General features: G+C 49.6%; 14 protein-coding genes and 1 pseudogene. 8 read left to right on the top strand and 7 right to left on the bottom strand.

What is annotated here, in order from left to right; all coding sequences use genetic code 11:
• Positions 1-128: 128 nt before the first annotated feature.
• Positions 129-512, top strand: a pseudogene (locus tag NDA03_RS05375) (alpha/beta hydrolase); the annotation flags it as partial.
• On the opposite strand, the gene NDA03_RS05370 reads toward NDA03_RS05375, so the two are convergent.
• From NDA03_RS05370 to grpE, 6 genes are all read right to left on the bottom strand, one after another.
• Entirely contained in the window at positions 475-840 is a 366-nt protein-coding gene (locus NDA03_RS05370) for a type II toxin-antitoxin system prevent-host-death family antitoxin (RefSeq protein ID WP_348237494.1), read from the bottom strand. The pseudogene NDA03_RS05375 and the gene NDA03_RS05370 sit on opposite strands and share 38 nt — an antisense overlap.
• 17 nt (positions 841-857) lie before the next feature.
• Positions 858-2,030, bottom strand: coding sequence for a small ribosomal subunit biogenesis GTPase RsgA (rsgA, locus tag NDA03_RS05365; protein ID WP_348237492.1), 1,173 nt, complete (start codon positions 2,028-2,030; stop codon positions 858-860).
• On the bottom strand, positions 2,027-2,302 hold the full coding sequence (locus tag NDA03_RS05360; RefSeq protein WP_190413870.1) for a sulfurtransferase TusA family protein: 276 nt from the start codon (positions 2,300-2,302) through the stop codon (positions 2,027-2,029). The genes rsgA and NDA03_RS05360 overlap by 4 nt, the downstream gene beginning before the upstream one ends.
• Positions 2,302-3,426, bottom strand: a complete 1,125-nt coding sequence (gene dnaJ / locus NDA03_RS05355; RefSeq protein WP_190526929.1) for a molecular chaperone DnaJ — start codon at positions 3,424-3,426, stop codon at positions 2,302-2,304. The genes NDA03_RS05360 and dnaJ overlap by 1 nt, the downstream gene beginning before the upstream one ends.
• A 101-nt stretch (positions 3,427-3,527) precedes the next feature.
• A complete protein-coding gene (gene dnaK, locus NDA03_RS05350) occupies positions 3,528-5,486 on the bottom strand; it encodes a molecular chaperone DnaK (protein WP_190532660.1) in 1,959 nt (652 codons plus the stop codon).
• Positions 5,487-5,631: 145 nt separating this feature from the next.
• Positions 5,632-6,411, bottom strand: coding sequence for a nucleotide exchange factor GrpE (gene grpE, locus NDA03_RS05345; RefSeq protein ID WP_190532658.1), 780 nt, complete (start codon positions 6,409-6,411; stop codon positions 5,632-5,634).
• 837 nt (positions 6,412-7,248) lie between these two features.
• Between grpE and NDA03_RS05340 the strand changes: the two genes are divergently transcribed.
• The 4 genes from NDA03_RS05340 to NDA03_RS05325 all read left to right on the top strand — a co-directional run bounded on the left by NDA03_RS05340 (position 7,249) and on the right by NDA03_RS05325 (position 12,582).
• The gene (locus tag NDA03_RS05340; protein WP_348237490.1) at positions 7,249-9,240 is read left to right on the top strand and encodes a GspE/PulE family protein; all 1,992 of its coding nucleotides are present in this window, start codon (positions 7,249-7,251) and stop codon (positions 9,238-9,240) included.
• A gap of 107 nt (positions 9,241-9,347) precedes the next feature.
• Positions 9,348-10,454, top strand: a complete 1,107-nt coding sequence (locus NDA03_RS05335; protein ID WP_190413828.1) for a type IV pilus twitching motility protein PilT — start codon at positions 9,348-9,350, stop codon at positions 10,452-10,454.
• Between the two features lie 187 nt (positions 10,455-10,641).
• Positions 10,642-11,868: a type II secretion system F family protein gene (locus tag NDA03_RS05330; RefSeq protein ID WP_190413829.1), complete on the top strand. Its 1,227-nt coding sequence runs from the start codon at positions 10,642-10,644 to the stop codon at positions 11,866-11,868.
• 126 nt (positions 11,869-11,994) lie between these two features.
• The gene (locus NDA03_RS05325; RefSeq protein WP_348237489.1) at positions 11,995-12,582 is read left to right on the top strand and encodes a hypothetical protein; all 588 of its coding nucleotides are present in this window, start codon (positions 11,995-11,997) and stop codon (positions 12,580-12,582) included.
• Between the two features lie 59 nt (positions 12,583-12,641).
• Here NDA03_RS05325 and NDA03_RS05320 read toward each other — a convergent pair whose 3' ends face one another.
• A complete protein-coding gene (locus tag NDA03_RS05320; protein WP_190526940.1) occupies positions 12,642-13,664 on the bottom strand; it encodes a saccharopine dehydrogenase-like oxidoreductase in 1,023 nt (340 codons plus the stop codon).
• A gap of 365 nt (positions 13,665-14,029) precedes the next feature.
• Between NDA03_RS05320 and NDA03_RS05315 the strand changes: the two genes are divergently transcribed.
• From NDA03_RS05315 to NDA03_RS05305, 3 genes are read left to right on the top strand one after another with little or no spacing between them, the layout of a single operon-like run.
• Positions 14,030-14,239 carry a DUF2997 domain-containing protein gene (locus tag NDA03_RS05315; RefSeq protein ID WP_190413832.1) on the top strand — a complete coding sequence of 70 codons (210 nt, stop codon included), beginning with the start codon at positions 14,030-14,032 and terminating at the stop codon, positions 14,237-14,239.
• A 46-nt stretch (positions 14,240-14,285) separates the two neighbouring features.
• Positions 14,286-14,672: a DUF1257 domain-containing protein gene (locus tag NDA03_RS05310; RefSeq protein ID WP_190413833.1), complete on the top strand. Its 387-nt coding sequence runs from the start codon at positions 14,286-14,288 to the stop codon at positions 14,670-14,672.
• A complete protein-coding gene (locus tag NDA03_RS05305; protein ID WP_190413834.1) occupies positions 14,672-15,130 on the top strand; it encodes a ferredoxin in 459 nt (152 codons plus the stop codon). Before NDA03_RS05310 ends, NDA03_RS05305 begins: the two co-directional genes overlap by 1 nt.
• Positions 15,131-15,170 lie beyond the last annotated feature (40 nt).

Genomic DNA, 15,170 nt, shown 5'->3' with positions numbered 1-15,170 from the left:
ACGGGCTTACGAGCGCTTGGTGAACAAGGACGCGCGCTATCGCTTCGTCATCGACATAGCCCCGCTGAAGGCAGGCGCGTCGAACCGAAGCTAACCCGCTAGATAAACCCACACATACGAACAAATCAATAAAACACCGCGTTCTAATACCAACCCTCTTGATGAGTGAAATCGGCGCAACGGCGGCATTTGCACTCGACAAAACACACGTCTGGCGTAATAGCCCCCAAGCACCCGTGTAGCAGTCCCCTGTGGTCGAGGGGGCGGACAACTTCTATAGGAGCGACAAGGTGACGGTGCAGAAGGTTACGTTCAGAAACCAATACAATATGCAGGTTGCTGGGAATCTCTTCATTCCCAAAGCCTTAGATCAGAACACCAAGAATCCGGCAATCATTGTCGGGCACCCAATGGGCGCAGTCAAAGAACAGAGCGCAAATCTGTATGCCCAAAAGCTGGCTGAGCAGGGATTCGTCACCTTGTCCCTCGATTTGTCTTTCTGGGGCGAGAGCGGTCGTCGGATCGAGCGCCCGTTTGCGACCACCTTCCGTGGAAGCTCAACTCCGGAGAGCGACGTGACAACGAGTAGCCTGACGAAATCCCCGAAGCGGTTCTTTGGCTTGATTCGGATGCGACTTCGTTTGTAATTGAACATGCCGATGTCCGTCGATGGAGGATTTGTACGCTCCCAAACTGAGGAGGACGCTTCAGGGGCGACACTGGCACTAATTTGACAACAGGATGGTTGTCTTTCGAAATCGTGATTTCTTCACCACGAAGTGCCACCTCAATTAATTTGGGCAGAGGTTGAGATGCCGCAGCGAGATCGATTTGCTGCATAAATCTAACCCTCTTTTTTATTCATCTTCCATCTTTTCTGAAAAATCCGTGTCTTGATACACTTGGTCAAGTGCCTGCTGTTGAGTGCGCCGGGAAGGACGACGGTATTTTTTTGCTTCCAACCGGGGTTCGTATTGACTGTGCCCTTTACCCTTCGTTTTCATTTTCAGGGTGGCGTCGGGATCGGCTTGTTGGTTCAGATGAGTAGAAAGAGCGATCGCATCTTTCAGAAAATCTAGATAATGCTCGTAACGTTCCCAATCCCCTCGCACCGCACAATTCGGCTCATCCCGATGCAGACAGTCACTAAATTGACATCGGGCAACGGCTAAGCGCTGTCGTGCCTCTGGGAAATAATGCACCAAATCTTCCGGGGTCGCATCCAAGTCTGGTTGGTTGAAGCCAGGGGTATCTGCAATGAATCCGCCTGTCGGTAATTCAAACAATTCAACGTGTCGCGTCGTATGACGCCCTCGGCTGAGCTTGCCGGAAACTTCCCCGACGCGCAGATTGACGCTGGGAATGAGAAAGTTTACGATGCTCGATTTCCCGACGCCAGAAAGACCCGCAAAAATAGTAATTTTATGATTTAGTTGATGCTGGAATTCTTCTAGACCTCGACCTGTGTGGACGCTGATAAATATCGGTTGGTAGCCCCACCCTTGCAAGCGATCGCGCCATTGGTTGAGTTGGTCAGTTGTCACTAAATCGCTTTTATTTAAGCAAAGGCAGACTTCTAAGCCAGTAGACTCTCCTTTTACCAGAAAACGACTCAATTGATAGGCATCCAACGTAGGTTCTTCTAGGGCAAAAACGAGAAGAATTTGCTGAGCATTTGCCACTGGAGGACGATCTAGTTCGCTTGTGCGGGGGAAAACTTCAGCGATCGCTCCCCGTCCACCTGCCCAGTCAGCTTCCTCAATCAGAACGCGATCGCCTACCATCACCTTCTGACCTATTTTTTTCAGCCTTGCGCGACGAGTACACAGGAGAAAGGGAGTTATCGGCGGGGTGTCAGCTTCCAACTCCAAACTACTGAGGTCTAGTCGCACTTGGTAGAAATTCGCCTGCACAGCCACCACCGTCCCAATTAACGGCGAAGATTCTTCCAACCGATCAACCGGATCTGGAAATTTCTCCTCCCTCTCCTCTCCTGTCGGCGGTAGCGACGGAGGTGGTACAGAACTCATAGGGAAGCTGGACGCCGCACCCTCAGGGCAAAAAAGCCTGTGCGGTCTTCAGACGCAATGAATCGCGTCTCTTCAATTGTGTAGCCCGCCATCGCTAAACTATCAGGAACCTGCTCAATTGGCTCACCCGGATCTAGCCACACTTCTAATAAGGTGCCGGGTGCCATTTGTTCCAGGCGGAGTTTAGTGCGAACGAAGTTAATTGGGCAAGGCGTCCCCCGCAAGTCCAGCTGAGCGTCCGGCACATCCGTTGCAGTCGCTGGATTGTCGATCACTTGAACAACCCTCCTAAAAATCCTTCTAAACCGCCTTTCCCAGTGCGATCGCCTTTGATTTTAGCCAGCTTTTCCAGCAGTTCGCGTTCTTCAGCCGTAATTCGATTGGGAATATCAATTCCTACATTAATTAGGTGATCTCCCCGGCTGACTGGGTTCCCTAGTTTGGGTACGCCATGATTTTCTAGCGTCAGCACCGTATTCGGTTGCGTTCCCGCCGGAATTGTTAACTCTACCGGCCCATCTACTGTATTCACTTCCAGACGGCATCCTAAGATCGCCTGCAAGTAGCTAATCTTAATCTCTGACAGGACGTTAATCCCATCCCGATGAAACTCTGCGTCTTCCTCAACAAACAAATAGACGTACAAATCTCCCGGAGGGCCACCGCGCAGACCAGCGTCTCCTTCTTTAGAAACGCGCAGCCGGGTTCCATTATCTACCCCTGGAGGGATAGTAATTTTAAGCTTTTTCGTTTCCTGTTTGCGACCGACGCCTCCGCAAGTTTCACACTTGTCCTCAATTACCTGCCCTTCACCGTTACAGGTGGGACAGACAGAGACTTGGGTAAAGCTACCAAAGGGAGTCCGTGTCGCACGACGCACTTGACCGGAACCACTGCAAGTCGGACAGGCTCGCGGTCGCGTTCCCGGCTTGGCACCTGCACCGCTACAGGTAGCACAGGTTTCTAGATGGGGAATCCGGATTTCTTTTTCGCCCCCAAAGACGGCTTCCCGAAATTCCAGCTTTAAATCTAACCGCAGGTCGTCACCGCGAACGGGACCGCTACGTCTGCGAGCAGCCGTTTGACCCCCGGCACCCCCAAACCCACTGAAGAAGCTTTCAAAAATATCGGCAAAGTTACCAATATCGCCTAAGTCTGGGCCAGCTCCGACACCAGAAGCCACCCCGGCTTCTCCATAGCGATCGTAGCGAGTCCGGGTTTCTGGTTCCGAAAGGACTTCGTATGCTCGATTGATTTCTTTAAAGCGTTCTTCCGCCCCTGGCTCTTTATTGACATCCGGGTGATATTTCCGGGCCAGACGGCGATAGGCACGCTTAATTTCCTCTTTGTCTGAGTCACGGGAGACCCCGAGAATTTCATAGTAGTCGCGGGCCATAGAACGCTGCTTCTTTAGGGGTTAAGGGTTAGGAGAACGGAAAAATGAAAACTTTAGATATCCTTCAATTTTTCATTTTTCCTTTTTTATTTTTAATTGATTTAGTCAACTGGCTCGTAGTCAGCCTGAACGGTATTATCGTCATCAAATCTAAAGTCATCGTCATCGGGTGTGGAGTCAGGCGCTTCACGAAACTCTGGGGATATGCCACTTTCCAAGCTTTCGTAATCATCCGGTGTCTCGCGTCCGCTGGCTTGCTGGTACACGGCAGCACCAATCGCAAACAGTGTCTGCTGAAAATCGTCAATCTGTTGTTTGATCTCCTCAACACTAATTGAGGGGTTAGCCAGCGCCGCTCGCACCGCTGTAGCCTTCTTATTTGCCTGCGTTTTGATATCCTCTGCAACCAGCTCCCCGTTATCATTTAACGTCGATTCATAGCTGTAGAACAGGCTATCAGCCTGATTTTTCAGCTCCACTACTTGCATCCGACGCTGGTCTTCTTCGGCATAGGTTTCAGCTTCGTGCCGCATCCGTTCGACTTCGCTGGCACTCAAGCCGCCGGTATTGCTAATCCGGATACTCTGCTCTCTCCCAGTGCCTTTGTCTTGAGCCAATACTTTGAGAATTCCATCAACGCCAATTTCAAAGGACACTTCAATTTGAGGGATGCCTCTGGGAGCGGGGGGAATTCCTGCTAGGAGGAATTTGCCAAGACTTTTGTTATCTTTCGCCATCGCCCGCTCACCCTGTAAGACGTGAATTTCCACGCTGGTTTGTCCGTCGGTGGCGGTGGAAAAAACTTGGGATTTCGTCGTGGGAATTGTGGTGTTGCGCTCAATAATTTTTGTAAACACTTCTCCCAAGGTTTCAATGCCCAAGCTTAGGGGGGCAACATCCAATAGCAGCAGATCCTCGACTTCGCCGCTTAAGACGCCTCCTTGGATCGCTGCTCCCAGCGCCACTGCTTCATCCGGGTTGATCGACCGATCGGGTGCTTTGCCACCAAAAAACTTCTTAATCGCATCTTGAACGGCAGGAATTCGAGTTGAACCTCCCACCAGGATGATCCGGTCAATCTCATTGGCTGTCAAACCGCTGTCTTTGATCGCCTGAGCTACAGGCTCAATGGTACCTTCCACCAAATGGTTGACGAGTTCTTCAAACTGGGCGCGGGAAAGTTCCATCTCTAAATGTTTTGGCCCGGTTTCATCGGCGGTGATGAATGGCAAATTGATGGAGGTGCTGCCCATGCTGGAAAGTTCGATTTTGGCTTTCTCTGCTGCCTCTCGCAACCGCTGGAGAGCCATTTTGTCGGTTCCCAGGTCGATGGAATCTTGCTGTTTGAAGTTTTCGATCATCCAGCGGACAATGCTGTTGTCAAAGTCATCTCCGCCTAGATGGTTGTTTCCAGAGGTAGCTTTGACTTCAAAAACACCGTCACCCAATTGGAGTACGGAAACGTCGAAGGTGCCGCCCCCTAAGTCAAACACCAGAATGCACTGCTCTTCATCTTGTTTATCTAAGCCGTAGGCAAGAGCAGCTGCCGTGGGTTCGTTGATGATCCGTAAAACTTCCAGTCCGGCAATGGTACCGGCATCTTTTGTCGCCTGCCTTTGGGCGTCTGTGAAGTAGGCAGGTACGGTGATGACTGCCTGGTCTACCTGTTCGCCAAGAAAGTTTTCTGCATCCTGCTTTAGCTTTTGCAGGATCATCGCTGAGATTTCTTGGGGGGTGTAGTTGCGTCCCCGAATTTGGACATCGACGGTATCATCGCGACCTTTGATACAGGTGTAGGGCACGCGCGATCGCTCTACTTCGGTGTCATCCCAGCGGCGACCGATAAAGCGTTTAATGCTGTATACCGTATTTTCGGCATTGGTGACAGCTTGCCGTTTCGCTAGTTGACCAACTAGGCGATCGCCGCCCTTGCCAAATCCCACGATACTTGGGGTCGTTCTCCCTCCTTCTGTGTTAGAGATGACGATGGGTTGACCCCCCTCTAAAACAGCCACGCAACTATTGGTCGTGCCCAAGTCGATGCCAATGACTTTTCCCATAGCTAGCTGTAGTAAAGGTTTACAGGATTTGTTAAGTAGCCGTCGAATTGCTTGTCCGAAATGGTTCGGACCCGGCACCAGATTTCCATCAATTTGATTGTAATTTCTGACGCCTTCAACCGTCGATGCAGTGCATCAAACTCCATTAACTTTCGCCAGAAAGCGGATGACCTTCCTCTGAGGTTACCACGGGCTCCATACCAGCAGCAACTTTGACTAGGGCGTGGCGCAAGACGCGATCGCCCAAGAAATAGCCGCGCACCAGCTGTTCGATCACGGCTCCTTCTGGATATTCATTCGTTGGTTCCCGCATCACGGCTTCGTGGAGATTGGGATCGAAATCTTGACCCTCCGGACGCATGGGAGATACTCCGATGCGCTTGAGAGCGTCTGCCAGCTGTTTGTAGACACTCTGGTAGCTTTTGTGGATGCTCCATTCTCCATCAGTTTGCGGCTTGATCTGCGATCGCGCCCGCTCAAAATTATCCACTACGGGCAGTAACTCAGTAATGGTTGTGCACTTGATCTGCACCTCCGAGTCTTCCTTCTCTTTGAGAGTCCGCTTGCGGAAATTTTCAAAATCTGCGGCTATCCTCATGTACTGAGTTTTGAAAGAGTCACACTGTTGCGTGCGCTCTTCCACTTGCGCTTTTAAAGCCTCCACTTCCCGCGTCAATGCTTCTACAGCCGCTGTGTTGCTGGCTGCTTCTGCGTTACTTTCGTCTCCGCTGGCTCCGGAGGTTGCACTGGCATCTGATACCACATCAGATGTTTGGCTTGTGCCATACACTGACGCCTCCCCTAATGGTTCTCCATTTAAGGTTCCCGTTTCAGATAATGGTTCATTCCCCATTTCCTGTGCCACCGCCTGGTTATCAACCATTGGAGGTGAAGTATTGTCTTGCTGATTTTCTTCCTCGTTCATTGGGCTATCATCCCAGCTAAGAGACTGCTCGCGCTCATTTTAATGGGTAGTCCTGTCGATATCGCCACTACCACCTCCCCTTCTGTATCAGGTTGGTGTCTCACCACTCCCTGAGTTAGGGATGGAGAGAACCGGCGCATTGCCACAAAACTTTCCCCTTTCTAGAATCATAGTGTGCCCAGGCATCCTGCCAATACTCTTTAAAGCTTTTGGCTTGACTTTCTGACAAGCTTGGGTGGGAAAACCGTATCAACACGCCAACCCTACCTTAACCCTACATTGTGCCAAGCTATGCCATCCGCTGGCATTTGCACAGAATTTTCTTTATAGAAGCAATTGCCTACTTTCAGATTGTAACGTCATCTTCACGAATTTCAGAACAGCCATTAAGCGAGTGGGCGTGCCAGACATCAGAATCTAGACAGTAGACTATGTATGAATCGCAAAATAAATTAAGACAATCCTACGCCTAAGACTTGGTTAAGGCTATTATCGTGAATGTTCCCTACCACGTTCAGCCTTACACGCTCTTTGTGATTAACCAAGTCGTGTCCGAGTCTTCCAAGGCTCCGGCAGGTCTTAAATCTTAAAACTTACAGCATCGTTGTACGGATATTACTGCTTGCGGCTAGTGAGGAGCAAATTGGCTTATCGCGTCAATTTTGCCTTTAAAATCGCCGCAACGGCTCAGCATAAGTGATGAAACGGTCTGGTGATACTGCGGGGGCGCAAGCCTAAGTCGCGATCTAGATCGTAAAAATTTAGTTTTGGGCTGACGATAGCAATTTTCCTTCATGGTTTTGGGAACAATTTGTAAAGAGGTATTCTCACGGATCTATGACTCAATCCTCACCACGAAATCGCGCCCTTGCTGTCCGCAATGAGTTTTCGCCCTTCGGCAACCAGCTGATTCAGGCAGGCTATGTTGACACCGACCAAATGCGGCAGGCTATGGTAGAAAGCCGCAAGTCTGGTAGACCCTTAACCGAGGTTCTAGAAACGATTACTGGGCGATCGCTTCCCCCAGATTTGCTACGTCAGTATAAAAAACAACAGCTTTTTGAACTCAAAATTCTTTACGGAGTTGAATCTCTAGATCCGGAAATCAGCCAAATTCCCACTTCTCAGATTGGGTCTTTGATTGAAACCCTGATTCCGATCGATATCTGTAGCCGCTATAAACTGGTACCTTTAACGAAAAATGACACCCAGCCCCCCTCGGTACTGGTGGCAATGGTCGATCCAGATAATTTAGCGGCTCAGGACGATCTCAACCGCATCTTACGACCCCAGGGCATCGCCTTGCAGCGAATGGTGATCACTCTGGAAGACTGTTTGAATCTAATTAACCAATACAAGGATGAGCAAACCAGGAAAGAGGAAGTAGCGCGAATCCAAAAGTCTGTGGATGTCTCAGACGTTCTGGATAATTTGAACGACTTAGGCGATGCGCCTCCTGAAATTGAAGATGACCTGAATGTAGAGGATGCACAGGGCGCTCCCGTCATCAACCTGGTTAACAGAATCCTCCTCAAGGGTCTGCAAGAGCAGGTTTCAGACATTCACATTGAACCCCAAGAAGAATTCTTACGCATTCGCTTCCGGAAGGATGGGGTGCTACAACAAGCCTTCGATCCGTTTCCGAAAAAAATCATCGCAGCCGTCACAGCTCGCTTCAAAATTATGGCTGAGCTAGACATTGCCGAGCGACGGATGCCCCAGGATGGTCGTATCCGGCGGGTGTTTGAAGGGCGTAAGGTTGACTTTCGGGTGAATACCTTACCCAGCCGCTACGGCGAAAAGGTGGTCTTGCGAATTCTCGATAACTCTTCCACCCAGCTAGGTTTGGATAAGTTAATTTCCGATTCAGAATCGCTAGAAATTGTCAGAGAAATGGCAAGCCGTCCCTTCGGCTTGATTTTAGTAACCGGGCCAACTGGGTCTGGTAAATCTACCACCTTATACTCGGTTCTGGCAGAACGGAACGATCCGGGAATTAATATCAGTACCGCAGAAGACCCGATTGAGTATGCCTTGCCTGGGATTACTCAGGTACAGGTAATTCGAGAGAAGGGAATGGATTTTTCCTCGATCTTACGAGCCTTCATGCGCCAAGATCCGGATGTAATTCTGGTGGGTGAAACGCGGGACAAAGAAACGGCGAAAACCGCAATTGAAGCAGCACTAACCGGACACTTGGTGCTGACAACCCTGCACACCAACGATGCCGCCGGTGCGATCGCCCGCTTAGACGAAATGGGCATCGAGCCATTCATGGTATCGGGTTCGCTGATAGGCGTTCTGGCGCAACGCTTGATGCGGCGTGTTTGTAGCGAATGTCGCCTTTCCTATTCACCCACTTCACAAGAACTCGGTCGATTTGGTTTATCGGCTTCTGGGGACGGGGATATTACCTTCTACAAAGCCAATACTTTACAACCCGATGAAGCGAAGGAAGCCAAAAGCAGAAATGCTCTGTGCCAAAAATGTAATGGCATTGGCTATAAGGGACGTGTGGGTGTTTATGAAGTTATGCGAGTGACCGAACGCTTGCAAAATTTAATCAGCCAAGGTGCCCCCACTGAGCGCATTAAAGAAGCAGCCGTGGAAGAAGGGATGAAGACATTGCTGGCCTACAGCTTAGACCTGGTACGCCAAGGTTATACCACTCTCGAAGAAGTAGAACGGGTGACATTTACAGATTCTGGCCTTGAGGCAGAACTCAAAGCCAAGCGGAAGAGCGGTCTAGAATGTGTCACTTGCACTGCTGAGTTAAAACCAGAGTGGCTAGATTGTCCTTACTGCATGACGCCTCGCTTTTCAGAATAAATGTCAATCGTCAATCGTTAATGGCGAATGGCAATCACCCAAGCTACGCCCTTAGTCACGGAAAATTAGCAACTGAGAAATCAAGAATCACCCCAGGAGACAGCCTCATGGAATTAATGATTGAAGACTTGATGGAGCAACTCATTGAAATGGGCGGCTCAGATATGCACATCCAGGCAGGAGCGCCGGTTTACTTTCGCATTAGTGGGAAACTCAACCCCATTGGGGACGAACCGCTTCCTCCCCAGGAGTGTCAGAAACTCATCTTCAGTATGCTGAACAACACGCAGCGTAAGGAATTAGAGCAAAACTGGGAACTTGACTGCTCTTATGGGGTTAAGGGATTGGCTCGCTTCCGCGTCAATGTGTACAAAGAGCGGGGCTACTATGCGGCGTGCTTAAGAGCGTTGTCTTCTAAAATTCCGAACTTCGATCAGTTGGGTCTACCAGACGTCGTGCGGGAATTGACTCACAGACCGAGAGGAATGGTGTTGGTGACGGGGCAAACGGGTTCTGGGAAAACCACCACCCTGGCTGCGATGCTCGACTTGATCAACCGGACGCGGGCAGAACACATTCTAACGGTGGAAGACCCGATTGAATATGTTTACCCGAACATCAAGAGCTTGTTTCACCAGCGTCAAAAAGGCGAAGATACTAAGAGCTTTGCGAATGCGCTGAGAGCCGCGCTCCGGGAAGACCCCGATATTATCCTGGTAGGGGAAATGCGCGACCTAGAAACCATTGGTCTGGCGGTATCAGCGGCTGAAACAGGTCACTTGGTGTTCGGCACCCTGCACACCAGCTCAGCAGCAGGTACTATCGACCGGATCTTGGACGTATTTCCTCCAGAGCAACAGCCCCAAATCCGCGCTCAGTTGTCTGGTTCGTTATTGGCAGTCTTCAGCCAATGCTTAGTGCCCAAACATAATCCGAAACCCGGTGAATATGGTCGGGTAATGGCGCAGGAAATCATGCTGGTAACACCAGCGATCGCTAACTTGATTCGAGAAGGAAAATCTGCTCAAATTTACTCTGCTATCCAGACTGGAGCAAAATTGGGAATGCAGACGATGGAACAGGCTCTAGCTGGCTATGTCAAAGCTGGTGCCATCTCCTTTGAGGCGGCAATGGGCAAATCATCTAAGCCTGAAGAATTACAGCGTATCCTGGGGACATCGCCCGCGACGGGGGCAAAAGCTGGCGCTCGGTAGGTTCGAGGCGGTGTAAAACCTATTGCACTAAGCTTGTATGATGCCAGGTAGTCCAGACCGAAATATCTTCGGTCTGGACTACCTGGCAGCCCTCAGCAGAAATTGTCAAAAACCTCCCCGGAAGACACCTTCCCATTACACAAATTTTCCTTTAAAAAGCCATTCTTCTTTCACTTAGAGGTGAGGTATGCCTACCTATATTGCTGATGTTCGGGACTCTAAAGGAGCCGCTAAGAAAGACAAAATAGTTGCCGACTCCCTGGGCAGTGCCCGCGACGCCCTGCGCGAAAAATGGGTTTCTGTTGCAAATATCAAAGAAACTCAAAGCTTTGACCTGAGCAAATTAAACCTACAAGACATTCAAACTTCTTTAGCGAAGGTTACAGTCAAGGACAAAGCCGTCTTTTCTCGTCAATTTGCTGCGATGGTCAATGCGGGTGTGGCGATTGTTCGATGCTTGGGTGTGCTTTCCGAGCAATGTACCAATCCCAAGCTCAAAAAAGCGCTTGTGGAAATTAGCTCTGAGGTTCAACAAGGTGTGAATCTCTCGGATGCGATGCGTAAACATCCGGAGTGTTTCGATAATCTCTACGTCAGTATGGTGCAAGCTGGAGAGGTCGGTGGTGTCCTCGATGAGGTACTCAACCGATTAGCCAAAGTCCTAGAGGATATGGCACGCCTGCAAAACCAAGTCAAAGGAGCAATGGCATACCCCGTGGCAGTGGGCATCTTGGCAATCATTGTCTTTATTTGTATGACGGTGTTTTTGATCCCGATCTTTGCTGGCATTTTCCAAGATTTGGGGACAGAATTGCCTGCGCTAACCTTGTTCATGCTGTGGCTCAGCGACATCCTCAGAAGTTGGAAGGTCATCATCCCTATCATTAGTGTTATCTTTGCCTCTTTTGTTTACAGGCAGTATTACAAGACGCCGGTTGGTCGTGTGACAATGGATCGCTTTTTCTTGAAAATGCCGCTATTGGGTGACTTGAATGAGAAATCATGTGTTGCTCGTTTTTGCCGCATTTTTGGAACCTTGACTCGTTCTGGAGTGCCCATTCTCACTTGCATGGATATTGTGAGAGATACGGCGGGGAACCAAGTAATTGCCAACGCAGTGGAGGCAGCCAAGCAAGACATTCAACAAGGTGGGATGATGAGCTTAGCTTTGCAAAAAGAGCAAGTTTTCCCAATCCTGGCAATTCAAATGATTAGTATTGGGGAAGAGACAGGTCAGTTAGATGCCATGATGATGAAAGTGGCAGATTTCTATGAAGATGAGGTTGAGCAAGCGGTGAAAGCACTCACCAGCGTTCTCGAACCCATCATGATGGTAGTGTTAGCGGGGATGGTCGCGGTGATTTTGCTTTCGATGTATCTCCCCATGTTTAAGGTGTTTGACGAGCTAGGCTAATCAATTTCAGGTTTTGGATTTTTCTCATTCCCAGATTTATCTGGGAATGAGATTTGGGATGGAGGGCTTATGGTACTTAACGATGACCTAATCTCCAATCTAAGATTGAAAATTTAAAATCAAAATATGTTTGTTAAGCAATCCTATTACGAAGCTAGCTTGGCAGAGTACAGTGACCTGTCGGGAGCGATCGCATTGCTCAAGCAGCACCGACCTTATCTGGAGATGATTCCTAGTATGCGCCGGTCTGAGGAGAGCGCGATCGCCATTCCTTTGCCGGTGGTGCGGATTCGCCATGCCTTATCTAAAGCAGAAAGCGCTAGCGTTGTTACATCTAGAGGAGAAGCCATTCGTTTGCCCTGTGATGTAGCAATTTTAATGTGTGACCCCGAATGGAAAATCAAAATGGGGGTGGAGATTTTTGTCTTTATTCACCGTCCCCAAGAAGACTTCTCCGACTTGTTGAGTCGCTGGCGGCAGACCCAAGTGTGGCTGGACAAAGAATATGAGTGGTTGATGCCACCTCGCCATCAACACATTTTCAGCGAGGGCGCTGACAAGCTATATCCTTTGTTTGTTGTATTTCCAGAGACGCCAGAACGAATTAAGCGAGGCTTAATGGGAGCCTGTCTCCCCTTTGTCATCCAGACCCCAATGTTGGATGTTGAGGAACAGGCACAGGAATCTTTTTTGCCTGAAAGTCCCAACGTTTGACGGTTGAAGCAGGTTGAAGTGTAATCAACCTGCTAACGTACCCATTTTCAACCTGTTAACTACTTGACAAACTGCGGCATGACTTCGGCGGCGGTCAACAAACCGTAGATGCCTCGACGATGGAGTGCGACTCCGGCTTTGAGATAGCCGAAGGCAGGGCCGCAGACATTGGCTGCCATACTGGTTTCATCGCCAAGGGTAAAGGTATGGGTAGAAATCTTGCCTTCAAAGGTGCGACCTGTCACTTGGACATTCGTGCTGAGTGGTTTTTTGGGATTGCGGGTATCGACGACGCCGCCGACCGTAACGCGATCGCGCGGACAAATTCCAGCTAGCTCTAGCATCACATCATCAGCGTGTTCCATATTCTCCAGAGCCAGGATACCGTTGGTTTGATCCAGCAATGCTTCCACTTCGGCATCACTCATGGCTCTGGCGCGCTCCACATCGTATCCGGGTAGATGGGCAATATCTTCCCGAATCGTCGCTCGGTAGGCTTCCCAATTTGCAATCCCTACTCCAAACGTAATCTTGACGCTATGGATTTCGGCATAACTTTGGGCGGCAAGAGCCGCTGCCGCGGTCAACAATCCAGGCGTCGCCCCACAGCCAGTCAGATAAGTAATTCCTGCTGCAAGAAGTTCCTCTTGCAGATCCAGTAGCTGCTCGACAGCGCTGGTACGCTTCATGGCGTCTACCAGAACCCCCCGCCAGCCAGATTGAATAAATTGCCGCGCGACGGACGCCATAAAGGTGTTGGGCAGATTGGGCAGTGCTAGGAAATATCCATCTACCGGCTTAGCTCGTTCGATTAAGTCCTGGATGCTCTGGCTGCTGAGGGTGCCTGTCGGCTCTAAATAGCCAAGAGAACCCCTTGTTTGGTAAATCCCAATGCTGGCATCTGGATCTAACCCTTGGGCGGCGTAGGTATAGCCTTTCTGGTCAGCAGCTGCAACCCAGATCATCTCGCGTTTTGGCGCAAGCACTCTGGCGGCAGCCTGCCCCAGTCCACCAAAGCCCAAGACGCCCACTCGAATGGGGGTTGGGGAGTTGATTGAACCTGTGACTTGCTCTGCACTCATAGCGTCTTCTTGCAATTGAACAAACTTTAATTATCCAGGCTCCTGGACGCGCCGGTTCGTTCACTTTTGAGAGCTTGAGCGATCGCTCAAGAAGTCTGTTGGCTTTTTTGCTCAATTTCGGATAATTTCTCTATCTTGACGCAGATGTAAAGTTAAGCGACACTGACAAATAATCAAAGTAAGACTCGCCTAATTAATTAAGTTTTGTTACGTTTTAACTCGTTGTGACTCAATTGCTCAACATTTGAGCAACATTAATTTATTAATATCCCAGCGAGTCAGTTCTAAGAAAGATGTCTTATCCGGCAGCATCAGCAGTATGGTTCGTGCCGCCGCCTAACTTGAGCAATCCCTAACCAATGAGCATGGAAACGCTAGAGTTTATCATTTATCCGGATGGTCGGGTGCAGGAGAAAGTCACCGGAATTACTGGGAAATCCTGTGCCGAAGTGACTGCCGCTATTGAAGCCCAATTGGGTCTGGTACTAACTCAGGAACCGACTTCTGAATTTTTTGCCTCAGTGATTCATCAGAGTGCGACGGCGACAGCCGGGGCAACTTATAGCGAGTGGTAAGGTAAGTTTTTTTTGAGTCCAACTTAATTTATTTGAAAAAATCGTCATGTCACACTTTAGCAACATCAAAACTCAAATCCGCAATCTTGTCTCGTTAGAAGCCGCTTTGACCGACTTAGGAATAGATTGGAAATCTGGCCCGCAAACAGTGCGCGGCTATCGCGGTCAAACCCTTACGGCTGATGTTGCCATTGAGCAAAAAAATGGTTATGACATCGGTTTTCGTTGGAACGGTCAAGAATACGAACTTGTTGCTGACCTACAGTATTGGCAGCAAACGGGTTCTGTAGAGCGGTTTCTCAACCGAGTGACTCAGCGTTATGCTTACCACACGGTTGTCAAAGAATCTGCAATGCAGGGCTTCCAAGTTGCCGAGCAAAAACAGAATGAAGATGGTTCAATCCGCCTAGTAGTGCAGCGCTGGAGTGCCTAATGTCTGATTACCCAACTCCTGAACAGCCAACTCCCGAACGTTCTGGCTTGGAGCCAGAGTTAGGTGGTATTTGGCGGGATGCCCCGGAACGTTCGGGTTTGGAGCCGGAGTTGGGTGGCACCCTGCGGCAAAAAGGCGTCTATGTTGATGAAATAACCTGTATTGGCTGCAAGCACTGTGCCCATGTTGCTCGCAATACTTTTTATATTGAGCCAGATTATGGGCGATCCCGTGTAGTTCGGCAGGATGGAGACTCGGAAGAAGTCATTCAAGAAGCCATTGACACCTGTCCGGTCGATTGTATCCACTGGGTCGATTACACGGAATTGAAAAAGCTTGAACAAGAGCGGCAATATCAGGTGATTCCATTGATCGGATTCCCTGCTGACCATGCGATTACGGCTGTGAAGCAGCGGCAAAAGAAGGTTAAGAGAAAGCAACAGAAATCCGTAGACTAAAGATTTGCTGGTATAAAAAGTGCCCGTCTGTACGGGCTAA

This window comes from Trichocoleus sp. Lan (assembly GCF_039961855.1).
Taxonomy (GTDB): domain Bacteria; phylum Cyanobacteriota; class Cyanobacteriia; order Cyanobacteriales; family FACHB-T130; genus FACHB-T130.
Note: the sequence above shows the minus strand (reverse complement) of the source record. Positions and strands in the feature narration are given on the sequence as shown.

What these genes read in the sequence shown, in the direction of transcription:
- NDA03_RS05370 (WP_348237494.1), bottom strand. Translation starts at nt 840, where the DNA reads ATGCAGCAAATCGATCTCGCTGCGGCATCTCAACCTCTGCCCAAATTA.
- rsgA (WP_348237492.1), bottom strand. Translation starts at nt 2,030, where the DNA reads ATGAGTTCTGTACCACCTCCGTCGCTACCGCCGACAGGAGAGGAGAGG.
- dnaJ (WP_190526929.1), bottom strand. Translation starts at nt 3,426, where the DNA reads ATGGCCCGCGACTACTATGAAATTCTCGGGGTCTCCCGTGACTCAGAC.
- dnaK (WP_190532660.1), bottom strand. Translation starts at nt 5,486, where the DNA reads ATGGGAAAAGTCATTGGCATCGACTTGGGCACGACCAATAGTTGCGTG.
- grpE (WP_190532658.1), bottom strand. Translation starts at nt 6,411, where the DNA reads ATGAACGAGGAAGAAAATCAGCAAGACAATACTTCACCTCCAATGGTT.
- NDA03_RS05340 (WP_348237490.1), top strand. Translation starts at nt 7,249, where the DNA reads ATGACTCAATCCTCACCACGAAATCGCGCCCTTGCTGTCCGCAATGAG.
- NDA03_RS05335 (WP_190413828.1), top strand. Translation starts at nt 9,348, where the DNA reads ATGGAATTAATGATTGAAGACTTGATGGAGCAACTCATTGAAATGGGC.
- NDA03_RS05330 (WP_190413829.1), top strand. Translation starts at nt 10,642, where the DNA reads ATGCCTACCTATATTGCTGATGTTCGGGACTCTAAAGGAGCCGCTAAG.
- NDA03_RS05325 (WP_348237489.1), top strand. Translation starts at nt 11,995, where the DNA reads ATGTTTGTTAAGCAATCCTATTACGAAGCTAGCTTGGCAGAGTACAGT.
- NDA03_RS05320 (WP_190526940.1), bottom strand. Translation starts at nt 13,664, where the DNA reads ATGAGTGCAGAGCAAGTCACAGGTTCAATCAACTCCCCAACCCCCATT.
- NDA03_RS05315 (WP_190413832.1), top strand. Translation starts at nt 14,030, where the DNA reads ATGGAAACGCTAGAGTTTATCATTTATCCGGATGGTCGGGTGCAGGAG.
- NDA03_RS05310 (WP_190413833.1), top strand. Translation starts at nt 14,286, where the DNA reads ATGTCACACTTTAGCAACATCAAAACTCAAATCCGCAATCTTGTCTCG.
- NDA03_RS05305 (WP_190413834.1), top strand. Translation starts at nt 14,672, where the DNA reads ATGTCTGATTACCCAACTCCTGAACAGCCAACTCCCGAACGTTCTGGC.